This window comes from Halobacillus sp. Marseille-Q1614, assembly GCF_902809865.1.
GTDB lineage: Bacteria > Bacillota > Bacilli > Bacillales > Halobacillaceae > Halobacillus_A.
The window spans coordinates 60435-82688 of record NZ_CADDWH010000001.1 but is presented as its reverse complement, the minus strand read 5'-3'; the positions used below and the strand labels follow the sequence as shown (position 1 = coordinate 82688).

Sequence of the window (22254 nt, the reverse complement as noted above, 5' to 3'; positions counted from 1 at the left end):
ATCACCTTGCCAGTACAAGACTTTGGCTTCCCCTTTTTAAAAAACGGAGCGTATGTTCAAGACGCTCCGTTTTCCTTATCCATCAGCTTTCCGTTTGCAAAGCTTGAAGAATGATACGTTTAAAGTATGGAGTCATTTCTCTTAATTGGTCGACGTCATAAGTACCTATATAGTACTGGATAACCAAACCGTCTACGAAAGCGACGAGCACTGAGGCTCCGTGGTTCGAGTGCAGGACAGGGTATCCCATGTCAGGATCCAGCTGCTCCAATTTCACTTGAAGATGGTCGATCATTTCATTGAATGCTCCGCTGAAGGTCCCTTTATAAATTTCACCACTTGTGTACCGGCTCAAAACGCTCTTGATGTTTTCTATATTCCGATCATTATAATCCCAGGAATCATACAAAAACTGTTCAATGAAACCCTCTACGGTCGTGCTTTCATTGCCTTTGACTGCTTTCACATAATCATCTTCCAATTGCTTCAATAACTCATCCATCCCCTGGTGGGAAATTCTATGTTCCATTACGAATGACCTCCTTTACCATTTTCCCCCCATATTCCCTAATGATGTCGTTGTCAGACATGCTTTTTAATTAATACATTATATTCTTTTGCACATACTTGATGAGAAGGAGATGTAGTTCTATCGCTAAACTTCAATAATTAGAGAGTTAAAAGGCGTTTCCTTGCAATATTAGAGGTATTCAGCCATTTTTGTTATGTCAAAAAAAGATGACCTCAAATAAACCTAGAGATCATCTTCTTTACTTAATTTGGTTATTCAATTAGTTGTATCACTGCTCTTACTGTATACATAACATGATTGGTATTTTTATAGTTCTGAGGATTAATGCATAACTTGCCCGCCAGTAACATTAATCGATTGCCCAGTCATGTAAGAAGCTTGATCTGAAGAGTAAAAAACAACAGCATTGGCTACATCTTCATAAGTGCAGCCTCGCTTCATTGGTACTTTATCGATATACACCTGCTCAACTTCATCCTCAGCTATACCTAATTTTTTGGCATACGAGGGAATCAAGCTTTGGAACATTGGGGATTTCAATAAATTTCCAGGCATGATACTGTTTACTCGAACTCCGTGTTCCGCTAAATCTAAGGCAAGGCTTTGGGTTAAGCCCACTCCTCCAAACTTAGAGGATGAATACCCCGCATTATGCTTACTACCCACTTTTCCTGATTTAGAATTGATCTGTATAATATTTCCGTACCCTTGTTCGATCATCACTTTCGCCACTTCTCTTGCACATAAGAAATATCCTGTTAAATTTACATTCATCATTGCAGCCCAGTCTTTGAGTTCAAAGTTGGTGATTTTTGTACTTTTGGCAACCCCAGCATTAAAGACTAATAAATCGATTCTCCCATAAGTCACTTTCACCGTGCTGACCATGTTTTCGACACTTACTTCGTCTGCTACATCAATTTGGACAGCCATTGCTTCTCCATTTAGTTCATTTTTGATTTTACCAGCAACCTTTGAAGCTGTTTCCTCATTAATATCAGTAACCACCACTTGATAACCTTCTTTTGATAAACGATAACAAAGGTGTTCTCCTAAATTCTGGCCTCCACCCGCTACGATTGCTACTTTATCTCCCATTTAATATTCCTCCTTATTATCTAATGATTTCTAATACATCGCCCTGACGAATTTCAGGTACTTCTACATCGTCCAGGGACAATGTTCCAGGCAGCTCAGGGTCTTGGCTGCCATCAAACTTTAAAGTAATATGACCTAATGAGGCTAAGTTTTTGTTAACGGCACTTCCAACACCCGTAATTTTATACTCATGTTCATTTACTTTTAACGTATCATTTACTTGAATGTCTTCCTTCAATTGATTGATCTCATGAGATACACAAAACTCTTCAAGTTCAGCTGGTGCTCCTTGTTTAAAAAGAATAATCATCTTTTCTTCATAAAACTCCGTAACCATTTCTCCTAATTCTGTAACTTCTGTATAATAAATCTGCTTCATATTTCTCTCTCCTTATTCGTTTATTCATACATGCCGAAGCTGGCTAACCATGCTACAAACACCGTGGGCGCGCCGGTTAAGAAGCGTCCATATAACACGGCTGGCACCCCAACTTCGACGGTTTCTGGTTCTGCTTCTGCTAAACCTAATCCGACAGGGACAAAATCTGCAGCTGCTTGAGAATTAATGGCAAATACGGCTGGAAGAGCGAACTGCGGTGGAATATTTCCTCTTCCAATCTCTACTCCAATTAAGGTACCAATGACTTGCGCAATGACAGCTCCAGGTCCAAGAAACGGGGAGAGCAGTGGAAAGGAAACAATAGCTGAAAGTAATAACAGCCCCCAAATGCTCCCTGATAATGGAGACAATAGATTTGCGAACACATCCCCAATTCCGGTTTCTAGAATGAGACCGATGAGCATAGATACAAAGGCCATAAACGGCAGAATGGTTTTTAGCACTGTGTCGATTGCATCTCTTCCTGCTTGATATAAGACGCCAATCACATTTCCCATCATGACGCCCACTTTAGTCATGATGCCGTTGGACGACTGTTCACTAATCTTTTTACTTGCATCATACTTTCCAGAAGGAGTCTCTTCTTCTATTTTTTCTTCCAGTGTATCTGTACTTGGTTTCATCTCTTCTAATTCACTCTCATCGCCAGAACGATTGATGAGTTCAATGTTGTTTGGTGTGACACCAGATACATAAATATCTTCTTTGATATATTTCGCCATCGGACCACTTTGCCCTGTAGACATGATATTAATGGTTGGTATCCGTTTCTTTGGATATAATCCAGCTCTTAGCGTTCCGCCACAATCAATAATGACACAAGCTATTTCCTCTTCCGGCACAGAAGTTTTAAAGCCATTTACCAGTTCAGCACCTGTTAATTCAGCTATACGTTCAGCTGTTGACGAAATCGGTCCACCGGTAATATTGACGATCTTATTTTTCGTTTCCGTAGGTGTGATTTCCAAAGGACCCCCAAATCCTCCTGATCCCTTATTGACTCTTACACTTTTATAAAGAGTATTAGGCATGGGCATTTCCTCCTTTCATAGATTCAGAGAGAGTGGTTTTTAATTTTGTCTTTTGCTGCTTCTCCACAAAAGTGACACAGATGTCGGTCACCCATCCTCGAATCATATTCATAAGCAGACCGACTAAAAAGTAACGTAACGCTAATTCTGCGGTAGAGAACCCTAACTGTTCGATACCGGCAGCCACACCCAAAAAGACAAATAGTTCAGCTGGGTTTACATGAGGAAAGAGACCATTCATCGAGTGACAGGAATAACTTGCTGATGCATAATATCCAGGTTTAAATTTCTCAGGAAGAAATCTTCCAAGAGATAACGTCATAGGGTTTAACAAGAAAAATGTCCCTAAAAGAGGAAGCACTAAATACCTTGTAAATATGTTACCTGAAGACTTCATGGCCAGCCTTTCAATTCTTTCTTGCCCCACCATAGCTACTATCGCATTCATCGCTACTAGCAGCATAATAAGTAAGGGAATAATATCGGTAACAAACCCCATAAATGTTTCTCCGCCTCGTTCAAATAAGCCAATGAAACCTTCTGCAGCGTTGATCAGAAAATCCATCATAAACGACTCACCTCACCTTTCTTTTTAAATAGATTTAATAGTTTTTCAACAGGACTAGCAGGCTTTGGAGGTTCTCCGCCAGCTTGAATAATCCTATACGTATGCTGAGCATCCCTAATCGCCTTTCTAGTAAATCGATCCACTTGAGCTAATGTTTCTTCATCGATTTTCAGGAGTTGTTTCCCATTCAGTTTCTCGAATGTCTTAAAGCGAGCAAAAATTGTAGTTCCTTGCATTTTCCTTGTTTCTATAATTCGTGCCTTTTGATCGATTCTCATCAACAAAACAACACCCGTAGTCACTAACCCTTTACTTCTTCCAATGGAAACTTTATTTTGACATCGCATTTCATTATAGTTTTTATTAAAGTCTTTTAACTGTCCGTAACCCAGAACGCTTTGAAGGATAAACATGATCGCTATTAGACCGAGTAATGTGAAAATCAATTCTCTTTTTCACTCCCTTCAGAAAATCCCAAAATCGATTTGGCTGTTATGTCATTGGTCACGAGATGAGAGAGGTATCCTCCTCTTAGTGCCCCGACGATCGATTCTGTTTTCTCTATAGACTCCGCCACTCCTATGGAATAGGAAAGGCTTTTTAGTTTTTCTAGCGTAATGGCAATCGTCCGTTCATCAATCTCTCCAACAATCTGTTCCCCGTGAATGTCATAAAATCTTGAACATATATCACCAATAGCACCTTTGTCATTCAAATAATTGAGATCGCTTTCACCAAAGAACCCAGAAAATACAAGGTTGGAAGAGCTAACGGGTGTACCAACACCCACAACGGCAATCGTCAAATTCTCCCACAAGCTAATAATGTCTTGAAAATATTTTGATTCTACGATTTCTTTTTTACTCTGAGGGGAAGGAACAATAGCTGCCGCATCGATAAAATTGGCATGTCCCTTATAGGCCTTAGCGTAAGAGTAGACAATTGTATTCACGTGATGCTCTACAGGCATCTTTCCTGGTCCTCCGACTAATGGAACAAACTCTACGTCTCTATTTTTCGAGCCTCCTAAGGCATCCACCATTTTTCCAAGGGTACTTCCCCACGCAAATCCAACAACATCGCCGTCTTTCATAATGCCGTCAATTAAATGAACAGCCGATTCCCCTAGTTTTTGTTGTCGTTCATCCTTCGATTCCGTGTCTTCAGCAGGAACAACTACCACCTCTTTCAAACCGAACTTATCTTGCAATTGTTGTTCTAAATTCACCTGCTCCCTGTAATCACCTTTAATCGTAATTTGAACAATCCCTTCATCCCTTGCCTTTTGAAGTAAACGGGTAATTGTGGTGCGATAAATGCCCGTTTTCTTAGCAATTTCATTTTGAGTCAAATTGTCTTCATAATACATTTTCGACACCTTTATTAATCGACGCTGTTCATCCCAGTCCATTTCTCAATCTCCCTTTCCTTTTGCACATTTGTGCGTAATCTTAATCATATGTGCTAAATAAGTTATTGTCATAATAAAGGAGTAATGTAAGCGTAGTCAATAAAATATAACGAATATTAGAAAATTTGTGTATCAATCGCACATTTGTGCAAAAAATCCAAAGGAAAACCGGCACTCTCAAATAAGTGTACCGGTTTTACTCTGAGTGTAAGGCGTTTGACCTTCCTAATTACGAAAGAGAGGGCGATCACCTAGGTAATCGCCCTCGTTAGTTCAATAATCCATACACGTAAATACAACAGTGATAAGCAGGTCTATCAGAATGTCGTTCGTATTGTTAAAAACCCTTAAGATCCAGACCAGACATCCTTCGCAAAGCGACCGGATTGTTCAAGTCCTTCCAACCATGCAGCTGCTTCTTGATCGCTTGTTTGATGAAGATTTTGATAACACCTGATCAGCGTATCCGTCACTTCAGGAGCCATCTTGCTGCCATCGCCGCAGATGTACAGTCGTCCTCCTTGATCTAAGAGGGAAAGAATCGTTTGTGCATTTTTCCTCATCAAATGCTGCACATACAACTTTTCTTCATTCTCCTGTCTGGAAAAAGCACTATGAAGTTCAATAAGCCCGAGGCGTTCGGCTTCCTTCAGCTCTTTCTCGTACAAAAAGTCCTGTTCTGGATGACGGCATCCAAAGTACAGATGGGCTTTTCCCAGCATTTCGCCTTCCTCTTGCAGCACACGGCGAGCTTGGATGAAGCCTCTAAAAGGTGCGATTCCCGTTCCTGGTCCTACGAGAATCATCGGAGTTTCAGGATCGTCAGGCAGCTGAAAGTCCGATTGCGGCGTCCGGATGAAACAGGCGATTTTGTCCCCTTTCTCTCGTGATGCCAGATAATTAGAAGCCACTCCCTCATACTCACCTTTGCCGCTCCAGGCCTCTCCACGGACGACACTGACCGTAATACTTGTTTGATGTTCATCCACACGTGGAGAACTTGAGATCGAATAATAACGGACTTTCAAGGATGGCAGCAATGATATAAAGCGTTCAAATTCCATTTCACAGGAAGGATAAGCTTCCAGCAGCTCAAGCATAGTCTGCCGTTTCTCCAAAATCTCTCGTTTATAGATTTCATCCTCTACGAGCTGTTCAAGCTCCATTTTGTGAGGAGGGCAAGGATTGCTGGCTGCGAGCTCACGAATTTGCGCGCGAGTCGCAGGCTCCTGCAGTTCCACATAAGACGATAACAATTGAGCAAGCTGAACAGGCTGGTCGGTAGGCAGGTGGTTCGCTCTTCCTGTACCTTCCCCAAGAATGACGTACTCTTCTCCTTTTATTCCAAACCGTCTCAACACCCTGTTCACAAGTGATGATGTATTTTCGGGAAGCACTCCAAGATGATCGCCCTCCTTGTAGGTGACCCCTGAAGGCAGCTGCACATCAATGTGACGAGTGCTGCGATCACTTGAATTCAAGAGTTCCCGGTTGTCATAAACAACCGCTGAGAAAGCATCATACGTGCGGGCAACTGGTGTATAGCTGACTCCACTGACGAATTCCATAGACACGTGACTAGACGTATGATCCCCTTGCTCCAGCTCAAGGTTAAAACGATCCGCTAAAGAGGGCCATAAACGCTCCTGCCATTTTTCAAAATCCCCATCAAAATCTTCACTGGCATCTCCTTCTCCACGTTCAAGGAGTCTTGAAGCCCCTTTGGCTGCAAGTTCTCCATCGATAATGGCCGGAATGCGTTGATAGGTGTTCGCCCAATTACGATCCCCGCAGCCGAAGACGGCGTAGGTTACCCCTTCCAGATCTGCTTTATCAGCAGAAGGAAGCCAATTCATAAAGGAGGCGGCATTATCTGGCGGGTTTCCGTTATAGGACGCAGATACAATCAAGACAGCCCCTTCAGTCGGAAGATTCCCAGCAAATTCAGCGAGTGGTGAAGTGGTCACTTCAAATCCCTGATATCGCGCGGTTTCCGCAAGCTCCCGGGCTACGCCCTCTGCCGTTCCCAAATTGGATCCAAATAACACAAGTAACGGTGTTCCATGGGATTGGATGACAGGCCCCGCCTTCGATTCTACGGAGGTTTCTTTTTTCTCTTCGGCTTTCGCCGCTTGGAAGACCTTTGCTTCTTTTCTGGATTTCACTTTCATCGTTAATCCATCAGGCTTGAACGTTAACGTTTCTTTGACGTTAAGTTCATAATCCGTATGATCTTCAAGCTCAAAATACTGCAGAACCATGCCGAGGACGAGCGTCGCTTCATGAAGAGCGAACTGTTGGCCAATGCAGGCCCGCTGCCCATTCCCAAAAGGTTTATACGCATGATGCGGGATGCTGGCAGGATCTTCAAACCTCTCTGGTTTAAACTCTTCTGCATCTTCTCCCCAGACAGACGGGTCACGGTGCAGCTCCGGTATAAGGAGGGTGAACGTGTCTCCTTTTTCAACTTCATATTCTTCATTAAGGGTCGTATCTTCCTTGGCATAAACAGAAAAAGCCGGTGCAGTCGGCCATAATCGTAAAGCTTCATTTAAGATCATTCGCACATATTTCAACTGTTTCACCTGTTTATAAGAAGGCGTATCATCACCAAGCACTTCATCCACTTCTTGATAGGCTTTCTGTAATTTCTCAGGATGTTTCAACAAATAATAGGTGGCAAAAGAAAGAAGACCACTCGTTGTTTCGTGCCCGGCAATCAGAAAGGTAATGATTTGAAATCGGATGTTCTCATCATCAAGAGATTCCCCTGTTTCAGGGTCTTTCCCTTTCAGCATGTGGGCAAGTAAATCGTTCTCTCCTTGATCACCCGCTTGTTTACGTTCTTCGATTAATTGATCGACAAGATTGAACATATAATCAATATCTTCTTTATACTGCCGTTTAGACCGGACCATCAGCTTATCCTGGATCCCCAGCCGCTGCGTCTGGCTCATCGATTCATCCATCGCCCTCACCATTTTTTCTACGAATGGATGAGCATCTTCACGATAGAAGCTGTTGAAACGATAGTTGAATCCACACAAACCGATCGTATCCAGCGTAAGACGTGTCATATCATCCGGCACATCAACTTCTTCGTTCGAATTAAGCCTGGCCCATTTTTGGATCAGCTGTGAAGCAAGATCGACCATTTTTTCATGGTACCCCTTCATCGCCTGCTGGCTGAAACTAGGCAGCAGGATATTGTGGGCTTTCTTCCAATTCGGTTCTTCCGTCTCACTTGTGAACAAACCATCTCCGCCAAAGGCGCGTACCTTTTGAAGAGCGGGTCCCACTTTTTTATCAAATCGCGTCTCGTCACAGATTTCTGCAGCAAAGCGGGCACTGGAAACGAAGGTACTTACCCGGCCTGGGAATTGAAATCGATAGATCGGCCCCAGCTCCCGAGCATGCTTCATAAACGATTGCACAGGTTTTTCTTTATCTATGCCCGGTAAATTGCCGAGCGGTCCATAGGATTTCGGTTGTGGTAGTTTTTCTATATGATTCATGAACAAACACCTCTTTCATGGAATTGAAAATAACGGAATGAATATTCATTCCTAAAGTAGGAGAAAAAAACTGAGCCCCATCACTCAGGATGACGCACAGCGTCCCAGCAGCTTTCCTCTACTCCGGCCAATAATTCGTCCGATGCTTCGATCTCACCTGTACGAATCAATTTAAAAAGCTCCAGAAAACCACCAAATATAATAGCAATTAACGCCTTCGATGGAAGCTCTCTTATCTGCTTTTCTTCTTTCCCCTGATCTAAGAAATTCTCGAGAATCATCAGCAGATGATTAAATTGCTCTCGACTCGTATCATCAAGAAAGTAAGCAGCATTATGTGTTTTTATGAAATAAAGGGCATGCTCATGTTCATTTGTAAAACGGACCATCCCTTGAAATAAATGATGAAATTGATCACGGATACTATGTTCTTGCGGATAATCTTCCGCCAGCGTATTAGTGAACAATGTTACATAATGTTGGAACAATGTATTAACGAGAACCTCTTTGTTCTCAAAATAGCGATATATGGTTCCTGCTCCCACATTGGCATCATTAGCAATCATCGGAATCGTTGTGGCATCGAATCCACGTTCTGCAAATAGAGTCAGCGCACTATGCAAGATATGATCACGTTTACTTGTAGATGTTGGCATCTGGAAACTTCCTCCTTCTGTTTCGGAATGAACATTCATTCCTGATCAGTTTAGTACATCTTGCTATACAGTGCAAGCATCCAAAGGACTTAAAATGTCCGGGAGCCCATTGGAGCTTCCATCACCATATGTATGTTTAATAGCTTCAGCAGCAAGCAATAAAAGCCATCAACAGCTGAAGACTTGAAATCAAGACATTTACTTCCGCCAAAAAGTTGAACAGTCAGCTTTATCTTGAATATTAAATTCTATTATTTTCTCAAGTAATTCGTAATTTACCGGCTCATTCCACCGAATCCGAAACAGGCCCTTGGTAGCGCTGTAGCCAGCTTGTGCAATGTCATCGGCAAAGTGCGCCATGGCTGCTTCTTCTGGTGCGAAGCTCATATGATGCTTCGCTGTGGAAATACCGATGATAAATGTACCGTGATCCGTAAACATTGGCGTATTCCACTTGATCTGCGGTTCCAAGCTTGGGAATTTATTAGCAACCCACGCCAAAATTTCTTCTGCTCGGTCGCGGTGGTCAGGGTTATCGATACCTGTTAAAAAATTCGAAAAAACTTTCATGTTATGTCTCCTTAAACAAAAGATATTTTAAACGGTGTCATTACTCATGCCTTATGGGGCATTCCGCAAATACATCTCTCACCAAATATATTATCTCTACTTGATTATATCATTATCCCTCTGCAATAGATGTTCATAGAAACCACCGTTACTTTAAGTACAACCATTAATTAGATGTCCATGTACCACATTAATTTAGCCTCATCCTCAACTAAGGATTCGCCATATCCATGTAGGTCGATAGTTTCTAAAACAAATCCCTTGTTAGAGTAAAATTTACAAGCAGGAGTATTCACGTTTTGGGTTTCAACCATCAGTGTTCTGTAACCTCGTTCTTTGGACCAAAGTCTCACCGCTTCAAGTAGTTTCCCTCCAATGCCCTTATTCCTAGCATCAGGCTGAACACGTAAGTCCCATAAGTTTGCCGCACCTCTCTTAAACCCCGCCATTTCTGGAGCCACCGCAGCTCCGCCAACGTAAATGTCGTTTTCTAAAGCTATGAACAATCCCCATGCATCTAAGTCAAACTGCTTTTTCCAACTGAGTGGATGACAATCTGGTAAGAGATCATAGTCCTTCACATAGGATCTACATGGTCTTTCCACCAACTGAAGTCCCCCAAGCCCGTTGTTTATTGGACAAATTTGAAGTTTGGTTTTCACTTCGAATGCAATTGAAACTTTTGCGTATTCAGAAAGCTTTGAAAGGTCGATTTGTTGAATTTGCATTTGGGCCTCCAATTCTTATTGACACTTACTCTGTGCCTGTCTGTTTGTCTCCTTCTTCTTGTACTCTTCTGCCCGATTCTTATCAAATAGTGGCGTTACCCTTCTTAGATGAACGCCCCCTATTCTTGAGTAATGGATTCAGTCACCACACATTTCACAAGTAAATGAGCTCTTACAATCTATTTTTCCTCACTTATAGAATGACTTGACAATACATTTTATGTTTCAATTTATTAGTTTAAATAATTCTACAATTAATATCGTATCATCATTTAGTATAAAACCTTCTTCAATTTCTTCTTTCCAAGCCCGTCTATGTTGTTGTTTAAAAACATCAACATTATTTCCATTGCTTACAGACTCTCCCTCAATTAATCTAGGATCGGGGTTACCAAAACTAGTTTCAAAAATATCTATAATATGTATATTACACCTAGGATTATCGAATTTATCCATTACAGTTACATATTGATCTTTCATTGCCAATAATTCCTTTAGTTCTTCCTCTCCATATAATTCCTTCGGAGAACAAGTGGCTGTTTTTTGACCTTTTTTAATTTGGTTAATTAATTTCTCACCTATTCCATTATCATTTTCCCATCCAAAATACGACTTATTTGAGTATTCATTTTTTTTCACCATTACCTGCACTCCAGTTAAATTAATTTAATAGCCTGTTCCAAGTATTTTTGTAAAAACACTTAAGTTCAAACATCTTTAAAAACCTTCTGTTCTTGCCCCTTTAGTTGAATACTTGTGTTCAAAGACAAAGGTATTGAAGTAACGGGTGCGTTAGTTTAAGTTCAGCCCCAATATATCTCGAAATCAAGTCTTACAGTATAGGGGCGATTGCTTAATACTGTAATCGCCTACACCCTTAAAAAGGAATTTCCCTGGAGCCGGACTCTAGTTTTAAAGGTTCTCAAAGAATACGATTCTATTTCCAAATGGGTCTCCAATGCGTACCTCCCGAGTATTCCAGGGAGTGGTTTCGACACCAGGGCGAGCATATTTGTATTTCTTTGAGGTAAGGTTTGAATGGAGTAACTCTAAGTTTTCTACTTCAATTCTAATAGCAGCCCCTGGACAGCAGTCCCCATGGTTTTCTGACAGGTGAATCGCACAATTATCATAAGAGATTTGCATGTATAGAGGCAGATCATCTTCAAATCTATGTTCCCAATCCAGTTCGAATTCCAAGAATGTCAAATAAAATTCTTTCGCCTTTCCTTCATCAAAAATACGGAAAATCGGTGTAGAGGATGTCATATTAATTTCAGATGTCATCAGCGAATTTATCACCTTTCTTTATTAAATTTTTAGGAATTGCATTATTTCAAAGTTCATTAAATGATTCCAGTATCTGGTCAGCCTTTCACTCCCTAATCTGCTTCTTTCAGCAGGCGGTTGTAAGATTTATGACGGGTAAGGTATGATAAAAAAGAGAAGTGCTGCAACACTTCTCTTAATAGAGTCACTATCTCTATGTCTCCACCTTATGTCTTTTTGATATAGGGTGGTTGTTTTTTTATAGAGGCTGCCTGTTTTCTAAATGGCTTCTTTTTCATCTTCATAGCCACCATCCTTTTATTTCTTTCTGCTGATACGTGTTGTAAATAAAAGAACTAACCATAATCCTAACCCAATCATGAAGAATACCATAAATGAGCTGATGGCTATAAACATTTCTCCTGTCGCAATGCCTGAAGTAACTGCTGTAAATAGGCTGAACAATATGAGGCCGACCGCCAGGGTATAGAGTAATGCTCTTCCTTTAGTCATGGCATAATATTTTGCCGTTTCACGTGTGAGCATGCTATACGCCGCAAGCGATCCGCCGATTACAATAAAAAATGCCGGCCCGGTCACAGCTTCGCCAGGAAGATCCATAAAATACAGCATGGCAGTCGTCAGGGCGCCAAATACGATGACGAGAATGCCGACAATCAGTCCCGCGGCAGATATTCTCGACGACATGGATGTGTACACTTCTTTTCTGGCTTTGTCTTCTCCAAGACGACGCATATCTTCCTTTAGCCCGCTTAGATCCCCCATGGTACTAATCGCTTCTTTAAAAGCCTTTTCCTCGGTTTGGCCTGCTTTTTCATAATCTTTTGTTTTTTCTTTTAGATTGATAGCTAGTTCTTCTTTCAATTCATACAGCTGCTGGCTCTCCCCTATGCCTGCGAATTCCCGATCAAGATAGGTGTGAATCTTCTTATCCAGGTTACTCTGATACTTCATTCGGATCTCTTCCCCCTTCGATTAATTTGTTTAAAATTTCTTTAGCGAATTCCCAGTCCTCTTTGTTTTGCCGGAGCCTTTCCTTGCCTTCATCGGTCATTCGGTAATACTTACGGCGCCCTCCTTGTGTTTCATCCCCCCAGTATGAAGCGATGCAGCCGTCTTTTTCCAGGCGGCGGAAGGCCGTATAAAGGGTCGCTTCTTTCAGTTCGTACTGCCCTTCACTTAACGACAGAATGGTTTTGTAAATTTCGTAACCGTAACTGTCATGCCTCTGAAGAATATTGAGCACAATGGTATCCGTATGCCCGCGAATCAAGTCATTAGAAATATTCTTTGACAAAATAACCTCACCTCCTCAATTACAATATAGACCAAATTACTTTGTGTGTCAAAGTAATTTGTGTGGAATAGTTATTCACTCAAGAAATGAGACGAGCAGCCATCCAAGAACAAAGGCTTAAAGCGCCCTGGCAGACACGAAACGCATAAGCAAAACGGCCGGAGGAAGGCGGCCTTCCCTTTTAGCAGGGCGGATTGCTTATGACGCGAGTGTCTGGGCGCTGAAGCTGGATGTCGCACTTTTAAACATATATATCCACAGCTTGGAATTTGATATTTCCTAGACAATAAAAAAAGGACTAAACCAGTCACGATTTAGTCCTAACCGGCTGGCTGTCACCAAATTTGTTCTACGAATTCCGGGTGATCTACGAACGGGTTACGGTTGCCTTGATAGTCGCTGTAAATCACGTCATTGCGATGTCGTTCAAATGCATCGACAGGGTCGTTTTCATGCCATTGTTTTAAGGTAGTCAGCTTCCCTAAGTATGGTCCGCTTGTCCCGGCATAATCAGCGACTTCCAGGTCCAGCTCGCCGACATCGCCTTCATAACGAACATCCATGTAAAAGATCATTCGAGCCACGTCCCCTTTCACTTCGTCACGCGGCTCCCAGGAATCCAAATCATAGTAAGTTCCCGGTGCTTCCGGAAAAGTGGAGCCTCCGTTATCAAAATCCAGGTTTCCGCGCGCCGAGTTGACCGTTACATCCGTCGGTCGTAAATGGTGGATATCTGTACCCGGACCGCGGGAGGTTCCGAAGTCTCCGTGTGATTTGGCCCATACGTGCTCCCGGTTCCAATCATCGCCATTTCCTCCGTTATCAAATTTAGAAAGAGACTTTCCGGAATACAAAAGAAGGACATTATTCGAGTTATTGGGGTCTTCGTCCGTTTCTCTTAATGCCTCCCAAACGCTGCTGTAAGATAATTCCGTGTGGTCGTCGATAATATTATGGAGTTCTTGTTTTAAAACGTCCCCCGAAAGTCCGTCAGCACTATCATAATAACCAGCCGGGCTTGTCTCATCGTCTCCGCCTTCATTGCCCTCGTCATTAACCGCTGAAATCGAACGGATGCTTTCCATTCCTTCATGACTGAAATAAGGATCTCTTGTACCATCGACTTGCATGCACTGCCCCATATTTTCCGGATTGTCCGCAAGCCCAAACTCCCTCCTATAGTCAGCCTCAAGCTTCACAAAAATCATTTCATTCACTTGCGTTTCATTTGGGTCATCGGCCAGGGCAAGGGCATAGTTACTCGTAAAATGACTCTGCTGCACGTAATCAATGGCTGTTGGAACACCAACGATGTACCCTTCTACCGTTATATCCGCACCGTTTGGCTGATTCATTGCTTCCTCAACAGAAAGTATACTGGCTCCTTGAACAGGGCTGGTCATCAGAATTAGAACAACAGCCATCAATACCATCCATTTCCTCATTTTTAAACACTCCTTCTATGTATTTGGGAATAAGTTCGATAAACCCTTTCACATCCCTTCAAATAATGGAAAACTTTACAAAAAAAAGAACAAGCTCCTTCATAGGAACTTGTTCTCTGCCTTCTTCTAAAATGGGATAACCCTTCTCAGTTCCTCCGCGTTCACTAATTCCCATGAAAACGAAGGGAAGTGTTCCATTAAGTTTAATCCTGCCATATTTCCAGACACCCAGATGATGCCGAAAAATAAAAGAAGGATGCCGAAAATAGCAATAAAGCATTCCGACGTTTGGCTTTTATTAGTTTTTAAAGATGACGTCACTTGTACATTCTCCCTTCCAAATGTTTGGGGCAGAAAAATAAGTGACTATACTAAATAGCTCGACTGATACTTTCTTGCATAGAGAAAGCCGCTGTCCTTTTCGATAACAGCGTGCTCCCGCCTGTCCTCAAAATGAATGTCATCCCCGTTATCAGATGACCAAGGTACCGGGACAGTTCCAAACGAAGGGTCACTTTCTTTAGGAACACCTGTTGAGTGGGGCGGCTCAGCTGGAACCACTTCATAATAAGCCTCCACTTCTGTGATCGCCGGTGCCTGATGCTTAGAATCGATTGCCAGCTTATCCAGATCTTCCGAAGGGGCGGCGTAGCCGGTGAATAGAAAAACAACAAATGATAGAACCTTGCAGAGTCTCTTTTTCACGGGCTTGTCCCCCTTCTAGTGTCGTTCCTTTCCATTATACAATGCGATGCAGCAAGGGGGAATAGCCTATGTCATTCAGCATTTTCATCCGGCTGATGAACACCAAAAATATTTCCCTCTGTATCAATAAAGTATCCCTGCCACGCCATCCCAGGCAGGGCATGTTTCGGCATGGCCACCTTGCCTCCATGTTCGATAATTTTAGCTTCACTGGCATCAAAATCCTCTACAGCCATGGTGCAGGCATAACCATTGACCGGCTGGTTTGCTTTTAGGGGCGGGCCCTGGCGCTGCATTAATGCTCCATCGATGCCCAGCTCCTTTTTGTCGCCGGTCACGGCTCCAAGGTAAGGCATGCCCGCGTACTCACTCCAATCTTCAAACGTCCACCCAAATACCTCTCCATAAAATTTCCTGGCCCGTTCCATGTCATCCACATGAATTTCGAAATGAACTAATCTCCCCATGATTTCCTCCTATTTTTTCGAATTTTAAAACCTTAAGTATTAATATTCGATCATCGTTTTAAATCTCCTTCTTCAATCAAAGCGATCCCTTTGGCAGACTTAAAGTAAGGTCTATCGTATCTATCTCTTCTATAATTCTGCCACTCGATATTATCAGTAAATTAATAGATCTCAGAAAAATTTACATTCCGTAAACATATTACAATAATTCCCTTAATAATGTTTGATTACAATGATAGGTAATTAGGATCTTACTTGAGCTGATGATTAGCTTAGTAAAAACAAAGGAGAGAGCTAAATGCACATAGACTTTCATACCCACGCAAATTTATCAAGAAAATCACCCATTACTTTAGATGAATTCATGCAAAAAATGGAAGAAGCGAGCTTGAATGGACTAGATGCGTTAGCTTTAACGGAGGATGTTAACCACCCTAATTTTACTAATCTTTATAACATGCTCGATAACAACTTCTCTTATGAAAATGATTATTATGATGTAAATGGACTAAAAGTGTTTCCTGGCATGCAAGTTGAGGTTAAAGATAAAGGGACCTTTTTAATTATTGCTAATCGGGAGACTGTCAAACTCATTTATAAGAAGCTAAGTCTACAAGAGAAGGGGATCCGTGCGGACGAATTGCTGGAGTTAGTTCATAATGATAATGTTTTGAAGATTGCAGCACACCCTTTAAGAGAATCCAATCCTTGGCTCCATCATAGGGACGAAACCTTAAAACAGTTTGATGCTTTCGATATTAACGGAAAAGATTTATATAGATATGGGAATAATATGAAGAATGAAGTGGAAGCTTTAGCTTCTCACCTTCAAATCGGTGCTGTGGGTGGCAGTAGTGCTGATCAGCGTTTTCACTACGGATGTATCTTTAATGAAATTCCAGAATGTACAACCATTGATCAGTTGAGAAAGGCTATTAAAGGAAAAGAATATAAAGTTCACGTTTCCCCTTTCTTACACCCTAAGATAAAAGCGGCTAATTTTGTAAGCATGTTTTTCAGAAAAAAAGCTGTTTAATAAAACACGCGGTTTTAACAACCGCGTGTTTTCAGCTTATAGAGAAACCTCTGCATGGGGACATCAAATTTTTCTTTCAATAATACAGCAAAAGGCTGCGGGAAATGGATCGCTTTCCATGGGCGTACGGTGAGCTGCCTCGGGCTTTGCCCTCCGGGATCTCCCCTGTACTTCCTCCCATAGGAGTCTCCCCATTTCCCTTCGCCTTTCTCCCATTATGTGGTTCGTGCTTTTTCTCTTCCCAGGGGCAGAGGTCGCTCATTTCTTCTCGCAAGGGTTCCATTCACCTTTTCAACATCATGGGAAGGGAAGCTCCGAGACTCCTGCAGGAGATGCAAGGCTGGCAAGACCCCACAGGGCGCCAAGCCCGAGGAGACTTGCCGTCTTCCCTGCGGAAAGCGAGGGGCTTCCAATCCCCATGCGCTGTTTTACGGCCAAGGAACCCCGTCAACCAGTTAAATATAAATGAATGTTTGCATGTAAAAGCATAAAGACTTTCTCGACAGCCTGAAAACACGCGGCTGTTAAAACCGCGTGTTTTTTATGGAGTTTCCTGTTAAAGCTAGCGTGGTTTCCCGAAAGCCCCTCGCTGTATCTGATCCTTTGAAAGAAAAGTTGGCCGACGGCTGCATAAGGTTCTCTTATAAATCGGACAGTTTATACACTCTTGCCTCAAATGGCTGTAAGAGATCTTCCCCATTGTTTTCATAGTTGCTCAAACACAGTTCCAAAGAGTGGTCGGATGACAGCTCAAGTGCTGTCCTCTCTTCAAATAAATTCGCGGCCACAAGGAACGTCTCATTTCCGAGAGTCCTGCGGTAGGCAAAGATTTGATCATGGTCGGGCAGAACAGGTGTGTAATCCCCATAAACTAAAGCAGGATGCTGCTTTCGAAGCTGTATGAGTTTTTTATAAAAGTGATAGATAGAATTTTCCTGTTTAAGCGCGTGTTCGACATTGATTTCTTTATAATTAGGATTCATTTTCAGCCAGGGTTCTCCTGAGGTAAATCCTGCATGTTCACCAGCTGTCCATTGCATAGGCGTCCGGGAATTATCGCGGCCGCTGTGCCAGATGGCTTCCATCACTTCTTCATGCTTTTTCCCGCTGGCCATTTCGTGTTGATACAGGTTTTTCGCTGCGACATCATCATAGTCGTCAATGGAGGAAAACCGGACATTCGTCATGCCAATTTCCTGTCCTTGATAGATGAAAGGCGTCCCCTGCATCAGGAAATACAGAATAGCTAAGCATTTGCTGGATCGATCATGATACTCTCCATCATTTCCCCACACGGAAACGGACCGCGGAAGATCATGATTTTCCAAAAATAAAGCATTCCACCCTGCACCATGGAGTGTGGTCTGCCATTTTGTAAAAATATCCTTTAATCTATGGATATCTAAACGTTTACTTCCGTCTTTCCCCCATAAATCCGTATGTTCGAATTGAAAAATCATATTAAACTTTCCGCCTTGTTCACCGACCCACTCGTGAGCCTCGTCAACACTTACCCCGTTGGCTTCCCCCACTGTCATAATGTCATAGCGGGAAAAAGTCCGGCTGTTAAGTTCCTCCAAAAAGTCATGAATTCCTTTCTGATTCCGGTGACCGTCAAACGAGCAGACGAATTCTTTCTCCTCAGGGTTCGGCAAATCAAGCAGCCCGGGAGCCTTTTTGATATGGGAAATGGCGTCAATCCTAAAACCATCTATTCCTTTATCGAGCCACCAATTAATCATTTCATATAAATCTTCCCTTACCTGCGGATTCTCCCAATTCAAATCCGGCTGCTTGCGGGAAAAGATATGCATGAAGTACTCCTCTGTGTCTCTATCCCATTCCCAGGCAGAACCTTCAAAAATGGAAGCCCAATTATTTGGCTCTTTTCCATCTTTCCCAGGATGCCAGATGTAGTAGTCTCTATAAGGATTATCTTTAGATGATTTCGATTCAATGAACCAGGGATGCTCGTCAGATGTATGATTGATGACTAAATCCATGATTAACCTCATGCTTCGTTTATGAACTTCATCCAGCAGCAGATCGAAATCTGTCATTGTGCCAAATTCGTCCATAATCCCTTTAAAATCACTTATGTCATAACCATTATCGTCGTTGGGAGAGGGGTAAACCGGACATATCCAAATAATATCGATCCCTAGATCTTGAAGGTAGTCCAGCTTTGAAATAATCCCCTGAATATCTCCGATTCCATCCCCATTGGAATCCATAAAGCTCCGGGGATATATTTGATAAGCGACGGCTTCTTTCCACCAATGCCTTTTCATTTTATAACCTCCATCTTTAACTATTTCACAGCACCTTCAGAAACACCTTGAATGATTTGTTTCTGGGCAAAAAAGTATCCGATAATCACTGGTATAATCGCGATCGTTAAACCGGCAAGCGCTAAGTGCCACTGCTTCGTGTACTGTCCAAAGAAATAGAACATCTTAAGTGGAATAGTCGCATTAGACTCACTTAAAACGAGAGAGGGAAGCAGGTAGTCATTCCAAATCCAAATGACGTTCAATATCCCTACCGTTACAGAGATCGGTTTAAGCAGCGGGAAAATAATGAACCAGAAAAGCTGGAACCTATTCGCTCCATCAATAATCGCAGCTTCATCCATAGACTTGGATACTCCGGTCATCGCCCCGTGATATAAGAAAATGGAAAGACTGCATCCAAACCCTAAATACATGAAGATTAATCCACCTGCATTTAACATATTGGCCTGTCCGAACAATGCAATCAGCGGAATCATCACTGACTGGAAAGGAATCAGCATCGCCGCTACAAAAACAAAGAACATGAAACCGCTGAGTCTGCTTTTGTTTCTCTGCAGGGCATATCCCGCCATAGCGGAGAAAATGATGATGACCGCCACACTCAGCACCGTGATCAGAACCGAATTAAACAGCGACTTCAGAAACTCTAAATCGATAAAAGCTTCCACAAAGTTTTGTATGCTCCACTCTTTAGGAAGCCCAAGCACGCCTGTAAAGATATCCCGCTTTGTTTTAAAGGCATTAACGATCATTAAATAGAAGGGAGCGATCCACAGCAGACCGAGGATAATCCCAAGCACTTCAACCGAAACTAAGTTTCTCTTTTCATTGTTTTTCTTCATTACATCTCCACCTCCCGCTTCTTGTTGTAATAAACTTGTGTTAACGCTACAACAGATACAATCAAAAAGAAGATGACAGCTTTTGCCTGGGCGTAGGCCATGTCATTATCTGAGAAGGCCGTATTTACGATATCCATCGCCACCATCTGCGTCTGGCTGGCTGGGCCGCCATTGGTAAGAGATAAGTTCTGGTCATAGATTTTAAAAGACATCGACAGCGTTAAGAACATGCTGATCGTAAAAGCGGGCGCTACAAGAGGGAATGTAATGTTTTTAAACCGCTGGAAAGCACTGGCGCCATCAATTTTAGCCGCCTCGATTAAGTCTTTTGGAATATTTTCTAAGTACGCGATATAAATAATCATGATATATCCCGCCATCTGCCAGCATGTTAAAATAACGATGCCCCAGAAACCGGTGTTCGCTGTAGACAGCCAGCCGTTAAACCCTTCGATCCCTGTCAGGTTCCCAATATCGCCAAACACGCTGATAAAAATAAACTGCCAGATGAAACCTAAGATAAGTCCGCCAATTAAGTTCGGCATAAAGAAAATCGTCCGCAGCAGGTTATTGGATTTAATGTTACGAGTCACAATTAAAGCAAGAGCCAGTCCGAATAGGTTGAGTAAAACAACGGCTGCGGCAGCAAACTTTGTCGTAAACCAAATCGCGTTTAGAAACTCTTTTTCCTGAAATAAATTCAAATAGTTTTGCAATCCTAAGAATTCTCCAGCGGCCAATCCATTCCAGTCGGTGAAGGAATAAATAAAACCATAGATGAAAGGAATGACTACGACAATTCCTAAACCTAAAAGGACGGGAGAAAGAAACAACCAAAACGAGAGGGTTCGATTACTCATAAAATCCTCCTATGTGTTTAAATAATGAGAGCCAACAGCATTAGGCTGTCAGCTCTTTTATAAGATTCTCTTATTCCTGCCTGTATTCTTCCCATTTGCTGATCGCTCGGTTTTCTACTTCTTCCCAAGTGATATCGCCGCTTACATACTGCTGGATGTAGCCGCCTACATCATCACCCCATGTCCCTGGGTAGCCAAGAAATACCCAGCCGATCGTATTACCTTCAGAGGCATATTTGTAAATTTCCTGAGATAATGGATCTGAGATCTCGGCTGTATCAAAGCCTTCATAGGCCGGAATGAATTTAAAGTCTTTTAAGACGGCTTCTTTCCCTGTTTCTGAAGTGTACATCCAATCAATAAAGTCTTTAGAGGCCTGAATCGTCTCTTCATCACTATTCTTATTAACGGCCCAGTAATTAGGAATCCCTACAGGCATCTTCCCTTCATGACCTTCCACCGGAATTGGCAGGATGCCCATGTTTTCACTCGCGAATTCAGGATCCATTTGCTCAACCGATGGATAAATCCAGTTCCCCTGCTGAATAATGGCTGTTTCCTGCAAAGAGAAATACTGCTCCACCTGCTGGGAGTAATCAAGCGTCAATACAGGCTGAATGGAATATTCGTTTTGCAAATCTACCATTCTTTGAAATTCTTTTCCTTTTTCAAACTCCACGCTCTCTGACTCAAAAGCATTTAATACTTTCTGATCAAATTCAGGCGCCATAAAGACATTCGACAGGTGGTTGCCCGGCACCCACTTCTCTTTCGCAGGGAAGGCAAAGACCGCCTTTATCCCTAAGTCTTCTTTTTGGCTGTCCAATTCCTCAACAGCCCCTTCTAAATCTTCATAAGACTTAATTTCATCAGGATCAATTCCTGCCTCTTCAAAAATCCTCTTATTATAAATCAAGCCATACCCTTCCTGGTTAAAAGGAAGGCCATGAACTTCCCCGTCCTTCGTCACAGGCTCTAATGTGCCTTCAAGGGCAGCATCAGCAGCGCTTGTATCCGACAAATCAGTGAGATATTCTTCGTAGTTGGCCGCTTCTGTAGGTCCGGCAATACTAAAGATCTCAGGTTCATCACCTGAAGCAAATCGCGTTTTTAATGTCCCGGCATAATCATTACCGCCGCCGACGCTTGTGATCTTAATATTTACATCCGGATTTTCTTTTTCATACTCTTCTGCGAGACTTTCAAATTGATCTTTAAACTCCACTTTTCCCTGATAGATTTCAATCGTGACCTGATCTTCAGACCCTGCACCTGATCCGGAGGAAAACGAACAGCCTGCTAACCCTAAACAAGAAACTAAAACGGCCAATAAAATCTTCTTCATACCTCGTACCACTCCTTTAATTTTATGATATCGGTTTCACAAAACCTTAAAAAATAAAGAATCTCCATAAATCCCCTGCCTATCAAATTCACATTTTCCAACAACCTATGAACGAAAGCGACTGAACGTTAAACAATAGATGATATCGGTTTCACATTTTCATA

At 42.3% G+C, this 22254-nt stretch carries 24 protein-coding genes; 1 reads left to right on the top strand and 23 read right to left on the bottom strand.

Annotated features, from left to right (window positions below):
- Positions 1-82: 82 nt before the first annotated feature.
- The 19 genes from HUS26_RS00425 to HUS26_RS00335 form a co-directional block, all read right to left on the bottom strand.
- Positions 83-529, bottom strand: a complete 447-nt coding sequence (locus HUS26_RS00425; RefSeq protein ID WP_173915275.1) for a hypothetical protein — start codon at positions 527-529, stop codon at positions 83-85.
- A 324-nt stretch (positions 530-853) separates the two neighbouring features.
- The gene (gene srlD, locus HUS26_RS00420; protein WP_173915274.1) at positions 854-1630 is read right to left on the bottom strand and encodes a sorbitol-6-phosphate dehydrogenase; all 777 of its coding nucleotides are present in this window, start codon (positions 1628-1630) and stop codon (positions 854-856) included.
- Between the two features lie 16 nt (positions 1631-1646).
- The gene (locus tag HUS26_RS00415) at positions 1647-2009 is read right to left on the bottom strand and encodes a PTS glucitol/sorbitol transporter subunit IIA (RefSeq protein WP_173915273.1); all 363 of its coding nucleotides are present in this window, start codon (positions 2007-2009) and stop codon (positions 1647-1649) included.
- Between the two features lie 20 nt (positions 2010-2029).
- Positions 2030-3061 (bottom strand): PTS glucitol/sorbitol transporter subunit IIB, encoded by a 1032-nt coding sequence (locus tag HUS26_RS00410; RefSeq protein WP_173915272.1) that lies wholly within the window; start codon positions 3059-3061, stop codon positions 2030-2032.
- On the bottom strand, positions 3054-3626 hold the full coding sequence (locus HUS26_RS00405; protein WP_305792015.1) for a PTS glucitol/sorbitol transporter subunit IIC: 573 nt from the start codon (positions 3624-3626) through the stop codon (positions 3054-3056). Before HUS26_RS00405 ends, HUS26_RS00410 begins: the two co-directional genes overlap by 8 nt.
- Positions 3626-4075, bottom strand: coding sequence for a transcriptional regulator GutM (locus tag HUS26_RS00400; RefSeq protein ID WP_173915270.1), 450 nt, complete (start codon positions 4073-4075; stop codon positions 3626-3628). Before HUS26_RS00400 ends, HUS26_RS00405 begins: the two co-directional genes overlap by 1 nt.
- Positions 4072-5040: a sugar-binding transcriptional regulator gene (locus HUS26_RS00395; RefSeq protein WP_173915269.1), complete on the bottom strand. Its 969-nt coding sequence runs from the start codon at positions 5038-5040 to the stop codon at positions 4072-4074. The genes HUS26_RS00400 and HUS26_RS00395 overlap by 4 nt, the downstream gene beginning before the upstream one ends.
- Before the next feature lie 347 nt (positions 5041-5387).
- Positions 5388-8555 carry a bifunctional cytochrome P450/NADPH--P450 reductase gene (locus HUS26_RS00390; RefSeq protein WP_173915268.1) on the bottom strand — a complete coding sequence of 1056 codons (3168 nt, stop codon included), beginning with the start codon at positions 8553-8555 and terminating at the stop codon, positions 5388-5390.
- Positions 8556-8635: 80 nt separating this feature from the next.
- The gene (locus tag HUS26_RS00385) at positions 8636-9211 is read right to left on the bottom strand and encodes a TetR/AcrR family transcriptional regulator (protein WP_173915267.1); all 576 of its coding nucleotides are present in this window, start codon (positions 9209-9211) and stop codon (positions 8636-8638) included.
- Between the two features lie 198 nt (positions 9212-9409).
- The gene (locus HUS26_RS00380) at positions 9410-9781 is read right to left on the bottom strand and encodes an iron chaperone (protein WP_173915266.1); all 372 of its coding nucleotides are present in this window, start codon (positions 9779-9781) and stop codon (positions 9410-9412) included.
- Positions 9782-9951: 170 nt separating this feature from the next.
- Positions 9952-10509 carry a GNAT family N-acetyltransferase gene (locus tag HUS26_RS00375; RefSeq protein WP_173915265.1) on the bottom strand — a complete coding sequence of 186 codons (558 nt, stop codon included), beginning with the start codon at positions 10507-10509 and terminating at the stop codon, positions 9952-9954.
- Between the two features lie 225 nt (positions 10510-10734).
- Positions 10735-11151 (bottom strand): ASCH domain-containing protein, encoded by a 417-nt coding sequence (locus HUS26_RS00370; RefSeq protein WP_173915264.1) that lies wholly within the window; start codon positions 11149-11151, stop codon positions 10735-10737.
- 270 nt (positions 11152-11421) lie between these two features.
- Positions 11422-11796 (bottom strand): glyoxalase superfamily protein, encoded by a 375-nt coding sequence (locus tag HUS26_RS00365; RefSeq protein WP_254434100.1) that lies wholly within the window; start codon positions 11794-11796, stop codon positions 11422-11424.
- Between the two features lie 300 nt (positions 11797-12096).
- Positions 12097-12753: a permease prefix domain 1-containing protein gene (locus tag HUS26_RS00360; protein WP_173915263.1), complete on the bottom strand. Its 657-nt coding sequence runs from the start codon at positions 12751-12753 to the stop codon at positions 12097-12099.
- Entirely contained in the window at positions 12737-13096 is a 360-nt protein-coding gene (locus HUS26_RS00355; protein WP_173915262.1) for a PadR family transcriptional regulator, read from the bottom strand. The genes HUS26_RS00360 and HUS26_RS00355 overlap by 17 nt, the downstream gene beginning before the upstream one ends.
- 335 nt (positions 13097-13431) lie before the next feature.
- Positions 13432-14541, bottom strand: coding sequence for an endonuclease (locus HUS26_RS00350; protein WP_173915261.1), 1110 nt, complete (start codon positions 14539-14541; stop codon positions 13432-13434).
- Between the two features lie 126 nt (positions 14542-14667).
- Positions 14668-14862, bottom strand: a complete 195-nt coding sequence (locus HUS26_RS00345; RefSeq protein WP_173915260.1) for a hypothetical protein — start codon at positions 14860-14862, stop codon at positions 14668-14670.
- 45 nt (positions 14863-14907) lie between these two features.
- Positions 14908-15246 (bottom strand): hypothetical protein, encoded by a 339-nt coding sequence (locus HUS26_RS00340; protein ID WP_173915259.1) that lies wholly within the window; start codon positions 15244-15246, stop codon positions 14908-14910.
- Between the two features lie 71 nt (positions 15247-15317).
- A complete protein-coding gene (locus HUS26_RS00335; RefSeq protein ID WP_173915258.1) occupies positions 15318-15713 on the bottom strand; it encodes a VOC family protein in 396 nt (131 codons plus the stop codon).
- 298 nt (positions 15714-16011) lie between these two features.
- On the opposite strand from HUS26_RS00335, the gene HUS26_RS00330 reads away from it, so the two are divergent.
- Positions 16012-16749: a PHP domain-containing protein gene (locus HUS26_RS00330; RefSeq protein ID WP_173915257.1), complete on the top strand. Its 738-nt coding sequence runs from the start codon at positions 16012-16014 to the stop codon at positions 16747-16749.
- 641 nt (positions 16750-17390) lie between these two features.
- Here the strand turns inward: HUS26_RS00330 and HUS26_RS00325 are convergent.
- From HUS26_RS00325 to HUS26_RS00310, 4 genes are all read right to left on the bottom strand, one after another.
- Positions 17391-19040 carry an alpha-glucosidase gene (locus HUS26_RS00325; protein ID WP_173915256.1) on the bottom strand — a complete coding sequence of 550 codons (1650 nt, stop codon included), beginning with the start codon at positions 19038-19040 and terminating at the stop codon, positions 17391-17393.
- A 20-nt stretch (positions 19041-19060) separates the two neighbouring features.
- On the bottom strand, positions 19061-19885 hold the full coding sequence (locus HUS26_RS00320; protein ID WP_173915255.1) for a carbohydrate ABC transporter permease: 825 nt from the start codon (positions 19883-19885) through the stop codon (positions 19061-19063).
- Positions 19885-20745 (bottom strand): carbohydrate ABC transporter permease, encoded by an 861-nt coding sequence (locus HUS26_RS00315; RefSeq protein WP_173915254.1) that lies wholly within the window; start codon positions 20743-20745, stop codon positions 19885-19887. Before HUS26_RS00315 ends, HUS26_RS00320 begins: the two co-directional genes overlap by 1 nt.
- A gap of 70 nt (positions 20746-20815) precedes the next feature.
- Positions 20816-22090: an ABC transporter substrate-binding protein gene (locus HUS26_RS00310; protein ID WP_173915253.1), complete on the bottom strand. Its 1275-nt coding sequence runs from the start codon at positions 22088-22090 to the stop codon at positions 20816-20818.
- Between the last annotated feature and the right edge of the window lie 164 nt (positions 22091-22254).